The 8850-nt window shown below is 53.7% G+C and carries 4 protein-coding genes; all 4 read left to right on the top strand.

Going from position 1 to position 8850, the window contains the following annotated elements; all coding sequences use genetic code 11:
* Positions 1-5523 (top strand): amino acid adenylation domain-containing protein (locus tag ACE4YL_RS02470; protein ID WP_461369134.1); only part of this gene is annotated, 5523 nt, incomplete at its 5' end.
* Between the two features lie 5 nt (positions 5524-5528).
* The gene (locus ACE4YL_RS02465) at positions 5529-7286 is read left to right on the top strand and encodes an MATE family efflux transporter (protein WP_461369133.1); all 1758 of its coding nucleotides are present in this window, start codon (positions 5529-5531) and stop codon (positions 7284-7286) included.
* Positions 7287-7341: 55 nt separating this feature from the next.
* Complete coding sequence (locus ACE4YL_RS02460) at positions 7342-8718, top strand: phenylacetate--CoA ligase family protein (protein ID WP_461369132.1); 1377 nt, start codon at positions 7342-7344, stop codon at positions 8716-8718.
* A gap of 45 nt (positions 8719-8763) precedes the next feature.
* Positions 8764-8850, top strand: an 87-nt coding sequence (locus tag ACE4YL_RS02455) for a DUF1254 domain-containing protein (protein WP_461369135.1), incomplete at its 3' end; no start/stop codon positions are given.

Here is an 8850-nt window from a genome sequence, read left to right as displayed (position 1 = left end):
ACGGGTAAACCCAAGGGAGTCATGCTTACCAACGCCAACATTGTGAATTACCTCCACTTCTATGCTGACAGCTACCGACTCGGCGAAAGCGACAATGTTCCTGCCTATGCAAGTTTTGGATTTGATGCGCACATGATGGATTTGTATCCCACTCTGCTCAGGGGGGCATGTCTGCATATCCTGCCGGAGGACATGCGCCTCGATCTGCCGGGCATTCGCAGGTATTTTGAGGAAAACAACATCACCGTTGCCTTTATGACAACACAGCTGGGCAGGCAGTTTGCCGAAAGCATGCGCGTCCCCACACTGCGCGCCCTGTCGGTAGGCGGCGAAACGCTTGTGCCGCTGGATCCGCCGGAATTTGCTCTGTTTAATATCTACGGTCCCACAGAATGTGCGGTTGCCTGTACTAAACAGCACGTCGATAAGCTGTATGACCGTGTTCCTATCGGCAAGGCAACCTACAATACGGCGCTCTATGTGGTGGATGGACGAGGCAGGCTCGCGCCTGTGGGGGTTCCCGGAGAACTGTACATCTCCGGCATACAGGTCGCGGACGGCTATCTGAACCGCCCCGACCTGACCGCAGAAAAATTCATTGCCAATCCATTCACCGACGATCCGCTGTATGCCAGAGTTTATAAGAGCGGCGATGTGGTCCGCTTTCTGCCGGACGGCGCGATCGACTTCGTTGGCAGGCGTGATTTCCAAGTGAAGATTCGCGGTTTCCGCGTGGAACTGACAGAGATTGAGGGTCGCATCCGCGCTTTTGACGGTATCAAGGATGCTGCGGTGATCGCCCAGGAGGATGCCGGCGGCGGAAAGCGCGTGGTGGCGTATGTGGTTTCCGACACACCAGTGGATATCAATGCCATGAACGCTTTCATCGAGGATAAACTGCCCGGCTACATGGTGCCCTCTGCCACCATGCAGATTGAGCGCATTCCGCTCAACCAGAACGGCAAAGTCAATCGCCGCGAGCTCCCGCGCATTCAGCTGCAGGCGGAAGAAACGGTCGCACCCAGAAACGAAGAAGAAAAGACCATTTTTGATGCGGTTGCGTCTGTGCTTAAGCATGAAGATTTTGGCGTGACCACTGACCTGATGTATGCGGGATTGAACTCTCTTTCCGCCATCAAGGCCGCGGCACTGATCACAGAAAACACCGGTAAAAATCTGCGCACCGCTGATCTCATGCGGGAAAAGACCATCGAAAGGATTGCTCAGCTTCTGGCTGACAGCAGCGACTATCAGATCAAGACCTATGACAAGCAGTCCTATTATCCGCTGACGCAGAACCAGATGGGGTTGTATTTCGCCTGTGTGAAGGATCCCGGAACGCTGATGTATAACATTCCTGTTGAGCTTTCCTTCGGTGACGATGTGGAGCCGGAAAAATTGCACAGCGCCATTCTTCGGGTGATTGAGGCGCATCCCTATATGAAGACCCGCTTCTCCGTGCGGGATAATGAGCCTGTACAGTTGCGCATGGACGACGCGCAAGCGGAGATACCGGTGATCACCTGTACGGCGGAAGAATATGCGGTCCGCAGGGACGGTTTCGTGCGTCCTTTCTCTTTCTTTGAAGGCGCGCTGTTCCGCATGGAAATCTGTGTGTTGCCCGATGGTGTGAAGTTGCTGGGGGATTTCCACCATATGATTTTTGACGGCGGCTCTCTGGATATTTTCCTGCATGATCTGGCGGCGGCTTACGAAGGCGCCCGGATCGAGGCGGAAACCTTTACCAGCTTTGACCTGGCGCTGCTGGAGCGGGAAAAGGCGCAGGGCAGTGCCGTAGCGGAAGATAAGGCATTTTTCCATCACCGGCTGGGTGATGGAGAAGGCGCCACCGTATTTCCCACCGACAAAAAGAGTGATGGTCCCGGCGCGCCCCGATCGGTGCATGCCACGATCGCCAAAAGCAGCGTGGAGCAAGCCATCAAGGGCAGGGGCGTGACGGCCTCCAATTTGTTCCTTGCCGCGACCATGCTGGTTTCCGGTCGGTTTGCCTCCGCAAAGAATGTGCGGATCGCCGCCATCAGCAACGGTCGTGAGGGTGCTCATGTGCAGCGCAATGTCGGCATGCTGGTCAAAACACTGCCGATGGTCATGACCGTTGACCCTGTTGCGACAGCTGCCGCTTACATGAATGACGTGCAGCAGGAAATGAATGACGTGCTGGCGCATCAGACTTATTCCTACCTGCAGGCGGCGTCGGATTACGGCTACCATGCACAGATGTTGTATGCCTATCAAGGCGGAGTGGTTTCTCATTATAAAATAGGCGACACCCCTGTCGTTATGCGCCCTCTTGGCATAAATAGCGCAAAATTCCCCATTTCCGTCAACATTCAGGAAAACGATACGGACTTCATCGTGGAAACCGAATACGACGACGCTGTTTACAACGCCTCGACCATGCACACGCTGGCATCGTGTATCGCTCATGCCGCCGGCATGCTGGTCCGCAACGGCGACATGCCTGTCGGCAGCCTTTCTATCTGCAACGAGGAGCAGCTGGCATTGGTAAATTCCTTCAGCCCTCCTCTTCCCGCAAAGCCTGTCGGCGGACTGCATCAGCTCTTTGAACGGTGGGCAGGTCATACGCCCGATGCTCCTGCTCTGATTGCGTCGGATGCGGCGCTCAGCTTCGCTGAGCTTAACCGACGCGCCAATGCGCTGGCACACAGCCTGCTTGCTCTGGGCGTAAAGCCTGAGGATCGCGTGGCATTTACGCTGGGGCGTGACAGCCGCATTCTTGTTTCCATGCTGGGCATTATCAAGGCGGGCTGCGCCTATATTCCCGTAGACCCGGACTACCCCCGGGAACGCGTGGAGCATGTGCTGGAGGACAGCGAGGCCCGCTTCATTCTGACTGACGGTCCCTCTACGTTGAAGAACAGTCTGGATGTCAACGAATTGTTGAAGAACGAACATACGCTCAATCCAAATCTGCCCGTACGGCAGGAGCAGCTTTGCTACATCATCTATACCTCAGGTTCCACCGGAAAGCCCAAGGGCGTGATGCTCACGCACGGCGGCATCATCAACTATGTGCTGGACGATGAGCAAAATCGCCATGTGCGTGCGCTGGTGGAGAATCGGTGTACCATGTGCTCGGTGACGACGGTAAGTTTTGATATGTTCCTGAAGGAAGCTTTCACCACGCTCATGAATGGCATGACATTGGTGCTGGCCGACGATGAGGAAGCCAAGAACCCGGATAAGCTGGCAGCCCTATTTGCGCGCACGGGCGCAAACGCCTTCAATGCGACACCGTCACGCATGCTGCAATATATGGAACTGCCTGCCATGAAGGAGGCGCTGGCAAAGTGTCGGGTCATCATGGCAGGCGGCGAGAGTTATCCCCCTGCTTTGTATCGAAAGCTGCGCGAAGTGACCGATGCGGTGCTGATCAACACCTATGGTCCGACCGAAATCACGGTATCTTCCAACGGGAAATGGCTCGATAGCGACATTGTTACCATCGGTGCGCCGCTCCGCGGCGTGGTGGAGCAGGTGATGGATATTTACGGTCAACCCCTGCCTGCAGGCTTTATCGGTGAACTGTGGATTGGAGGTTACGGTGTCGCACAGGGCTACTTCGGCAATCCGGACATGACCGCCGAACGGTTTGTGGAATACAATGGGCTGCGCTGGTACAAATCCGGCGATCTCGCCAAGTGGACGGATCACGGCGAAATCATCGTTCTGGGCAGAAATGACGGGCAAATCAAGCTGCGCGGTCTGCGCATTGAATTGGGTGAAATCGAAAATACTCTGAACGCAGTGCCCGATGTGCGTTCCTGTGCCGTTCTGGTGCGCAAGCTGCACGGACAGGAACATCTGTGTGCCTATTATACCGCCACGCGTGAACTGCCGGCGGAGGAACTGCGTGAGGTCCTGCTCAAGACCCTTACGAAATACATGGTGCCCACTGCTTATCTGCAGCTGGATGAAATGCCCATGACCCCTAACGGCAAGATTGACCGCAAACGCTTACCGGACGCCAAACTGATGCAGCGTCAGGAATACGAAGCTCCCGCCAATGAGGCAGAGCAGACTTACTGCGATATTTTTGCTGAGATTCTGCACCTGGAACAAGTTGGGGCGACTGACAATTTCTTTGACTTGGGCGGCACTTCGCTGCTGGTGACTCAGGTGACAATCGATGCGGCGCAAAAGGGTATACAGCTTAGCTATGGCGACGTATTTGCCAATCCCACTCCCAGAGAACTGGCTGCCATCCGCAGTCATGCGGAGCAGCCGTTCGAGAAGGATGAGATTTCGGATTATGATTACGCGCCCATCCATGCGTTGCTTGAAGAAAATACCATCGAAGCGCTGAAGGGCGGTAAGCTGTGGGCGCTGGGGAATGTGTGTATCACCGGTGCCAGCGGTTTCCTTGGCATCCATGTGCTACGCGCCTATCTGCACATGGAGAAAGGAACAGCCTTCTGTGTCGTCCGCGGCAGGAAGAATCTCAGCGCCGAAAAGCGGCTCAAGAGTATGCTCGCCTACTATTACGGCGGAGATAAACTGAAGATCAACGGCAAACCGTTCCTAGATGCGATGGATGAATTATTTTCAAACCGCATTGTGGTGATAGACGGCAGCATCATCGATGATTCCCTGTATCAAAAACTTGCCGAGCTTCCCATCGACACATATATCAACTGTGCCGCCAACGTTAAACACTTCTCCGCCGGTACGGATATTGAAGACATTAACTACGGCGGCGTAAAGATGGCGCTGGATTTCTGTCGACAGAAGAAATGCCGTTTTGTGCAGGTGTCTACCGCCAGCATCGCCGGCATGAGCATCGATGGAAAGCCGGATGAAAAGCTGTTGCTTAGTGAGCGGATGCTCTATTTTGGCCAAGATCTTTCCAACAAGTATGCCCGCAGCAAATTCCTGGCGGAGCGTGCCGTGCTTGAGTCTGCGCTTGATGGTGTGGATGTGAAGATCATGCGCGTGGGCAACCTGATGGCCCGCGATGCGGACGGAGAATTCCAGATCAATTTTGCTACCAACAACTTCCTCGCCCGGCTAAAAGCATACAGCCTCATTGGCAAGATTCCCTATGAAGCCATGGGCATGAATACGGAATTTGCGCCCATTGATTTCACGGCGGTTGCGGTGCTTTTGCTTGCAAAAACGCCCGAAAAGTGCAGAGTGTTCCATCCTTACAACGATCATCATATCTTCCTGGGCGATGCCATCGCTGTCATGCGCAAACGGGGCATGGACATTATACCGTGCGAGACGGAGGAATATGAGCGCAGCTTTGGCGAGACCATGCGGGATTCCGCAAAAGCGCGCTATCTCAATTCGTTGATCGCCTACAACGAGCACGGCAAGCGCGTCATGCCCATCAAGTCCGTCAACAGTTATACTTCTCAGGTGCTGCTGCGCCAAGGCTTTAAGTGGCCTATCACATCCGATGCATATCTGGATCGGTTTTTTGTAATGATGGAAGGCCTCGGTTTCTTCGACCATGATTCTGAAATTGGGATGGAGTAATTGCCATGTATGAAAGAAGCGGACACATCATCAGGCAAAAATTCAGGGAATACCTGCTGCCCACGGTAATGACCTCCATGGCGATATCCATGGCTTCGGTCGTGGATGGCATCATCGTGGGCAGTCTTTTGGGTGAGGTGGCGCTGGCTGCCGTTGGCCTGTCTGGGCCAATTATCTTCTGCATCAATCTTATTTATATGCTTTTTGCCGTCGGCGGGCTTACCTGTGCCTCCATCTCACTGGGCAAACGCGATTTCCATATGGCGAACCAGTTCTTCACGCTTTCCATCGGCGGAGGACTTGGGGCGATGTGCATCTTCCTGGTGGTGATGCAGGTCATTCTGGATCCGCTCAGTATCAGCCTTGCAGGCGGGGATGTGCAGCTGGCCGCCTTGACGGAAAGCTACCTTCGCCCGTTGCTGTTTACGGGTCCGGCCCTGATGTTTTCCTCCGGCATGGCAGTGTTCATCCGGATGGACGGCAATCCCAAAGCCTCTGCTGCGATTGTGACAATCGCCAATGCAGTCAATTTGGTGCTGGACTACGTTCTGATCCGCTTTTTGGACACCGGTATCGCCGGGGCAGGCCTTTCTACCACATTGGGCTATGTGGCCGGTTCCGCCATAGTGATTCCCTATCTGGCGAACAAAAAGCGAAGTTTCCATTTTGTTCGCCCCGGGAGAACCATCCTGAAAACGCTGCGTGATATTCTGAAGAGCGGCATGTCCAAGGCCGTCAGCCAAGTGTGCAGTCTGGTGCGCTCTCTGGTGATCAACGCCGTGATTGTCTCTACTATGGGTTCCATCGGCATGTCCATCATGACTGTATGTACCAATGTGTCGATGATCTCCCATATCTTTGAGGGCGGTATTGCGGACACTCTGCTGCCCATTGTCGGCACGCTGTATGGAGAAAAGGATTTCTTCGGTATCCGTCATGCTATGAGAATAGCCCGGCGTGTGCTGATGGTGTGCAGTGCCGTGCTGGTGGCCTTTTTCCTGGTTGCACCGCAGCTGATAGGCGTGGTCTTTGGCATGACATCGCCGGATGCATTGGCTCTGCTCAAGCCTGCGCTCCGGCTGTACGCCCTGTATCTTCCCTTTTCGGCCGCTCTTATGTTGCTACAAAATTTCTATAATACAACCGAGCGCCGCAGTCTTGCCACAAGTCTTGTGGTGATGGACGGTCTCTTGTTTGTGATTCCCTTCGCCGTGCTGCTATCCAACATACAGGCCAATCTGCTGTGGCTGTGTTATGCCGCTTCCGGCGCATGTACGCTGTTTGTTCTGTTGCTCTTGGCTCGCCGTATCCGGAGGAAAGAAAACGTGCAGGGATTGCTGCTGATCCAAGAGCGGAACGACTACATCCAAAAATTTGATTTTACCATCGCGGCAACCAAGGAGGAGGCTGTCCGGCTATCTGAGCGGGTTACGGCTCTTGAGGGAAAAGCGGCTGTTAACACCCGCTTGCTGAATAAAGTTGCGCTTGCGTTGGAGGAAATGACGGTCGCGTCCGTCCACTATGCCCACGCCGACAGCGCCGGTTTGATTGATATCCTTGTCCATGTGACTGATGAGCAGGTGACAATTCTGATGCGCGATAATGGAAAACCCTTCAATCCTTTGGAGTATATTCCTGAGGAGAATGACGGCTGTATTACCGACAGCATCCAGCTGGTGAAAAAGCTGGCTTCGCGCATGGAATACAGCCGTCAGCTGGGGTTTAATACCTCAGTTCTGACCTTTGAAAATGCCATAGCGTGATACAAGGTTTCTCATCCGCACTATAACGAAACCGTGAAGCGCAGGAGGACATGATATGGAATTTATTGACGCAAAACTTGCGGCTGCTCTGGTGGCCGGCACAGATCAGCGGGAAAGAAAAGAGATTGAGGATTTAGCGCGGCAGCGTCTCTGTTTCCTTGTGGATTACGCGCGGGAGCATTCTCCTTACTTGAAGGAAAAATATGAGGATCTTCCGGATAATTATAGTCTTGCGGATATTCCCATCTCTACCCGAGAAGAGATGACGGAGCTATTTGATCGCTGGGTCTGCGATCCGGAGATTACCACAGAAAAAGTGGATGAATATGTGGCTGATTTCGAGAACCTGTTCACGCCTTTCCTGGGGAAGTACAGGGTCATCAGCACCTCCGGGACGACGGCGCAGCCGCTGCGTATCGTTCGTGACAGCCGACACATCGCCATTCATGACGCCTTGATGGCCGAGCGCTATTTTGGCGGCCCCCTTCTGAAGGATGTGGAGGGACTGAATGAGCCTGATCTGAAGCAGTGCGCCATCGTAGCGCCCGGAGGCTTGAATTCCTCCTATCTTTCCTTTGAACGGGTGCGAAGAAGCTACAAAGCCCGTGGGATTGAGGATCGCACACTGTTTTTGTCAACGCTTGCGCCTGCGGAGGAAATGATCCGTAAACTCAATGAGTTTCAGCCCGATGTCATCGGGTGCTATCCTTCCGTGATCTATACCCTCGCCTTTGAGCAGAAGGCGGGCAGGCTGACTATTCATCCGAAGATCATCGGTTGTTCCGCGGAAAAGCTGCCTGAGGAAAACAGAAAATTCATCAGTGAGATTTTCGGCTGCCCGGTCAATGACAATTACTGCAGTACCGAAGGCGGCGAGGTCGCCATGCTCTGTCCCAACGGTCATATGCACGTAAACAGCGATTGGGTGATCGTGGAACCTGTCGATCGGGAAAACAATCCCGTGCCCTGTGGCGTAAAATCCGAAGGTATCCTGATGACCAATCTTGCCTGTCTGGTGCAGCCGGTGATTCGATACCGTATGACCGACAGTGTGATCATGCATGATGAGATCTGCGGCTGCGGGTTGAATACCCCCTGGATCGACATAGACGGTCGTGTGGACGACATACTGGAATTTGATCACAACGGCACAACAGTACGTATGCCGGCTGTTTTGTTCGAGCTGTGCGCAAAGGATATTCCCGGATGCGATCACTGTCAGGTGATCCAGCGGGCCCATGATGCCATAGAAATGAGAATTTCTGTTATGCCGGGATATGACCGGGTTGAAACAGAGCAAAAGATTCTTTTCAGCTTCCGGCAGCTTTTTGAGAGCAATGGACTGGGTTCCATACGGATTGAACTGGTGAATAAGCCTCTCGAGCGAACACGAAGCGGCAAACTCCGCATTGCGTTCAAAGAATTTGTTTGATCCGGACCTGATCAGGGTCACAGAAAGGCTCCCGTGAATCAACTGATGCATGGCAATAAGCTTGCGGATGCTTCTTTCAAAACGATCGTAACGCCGAATGTTGACACCGTCTATTCGCAAGCATGGCACGAT

The organism is Candidatus Darwinibacter acetoxidans (assembly GCF_041936445.1).
GTDB lineage: Bacteria > Bacillota > Limnochordia > Darwinibacteriales > Darwinibacteriaceae > DTU010.
Note: the sequence above shows the minus strand (reverse complement) of the source record. Positions and strands in the feature narration are given on the sequence as shown.

What these genes read in the sequence shown, in the direction of transcription:
- ACE4YL_RS02465 (WP_461369133.1), top strand. Translation starts at nt 5,529, where the DNA reads ATGTATGAAAGAAGCGGACACATCATCAGGCAAAAATTCAGGGAATAC.
- ACE4YL_RS02460 (WP_461369132.1), top strand. Translation starts at nt 7,342, where the DNA reads ATGGAATTTATTGACGCAAAACTTGCGGCTGCTCTGGTGGCCGGCACA.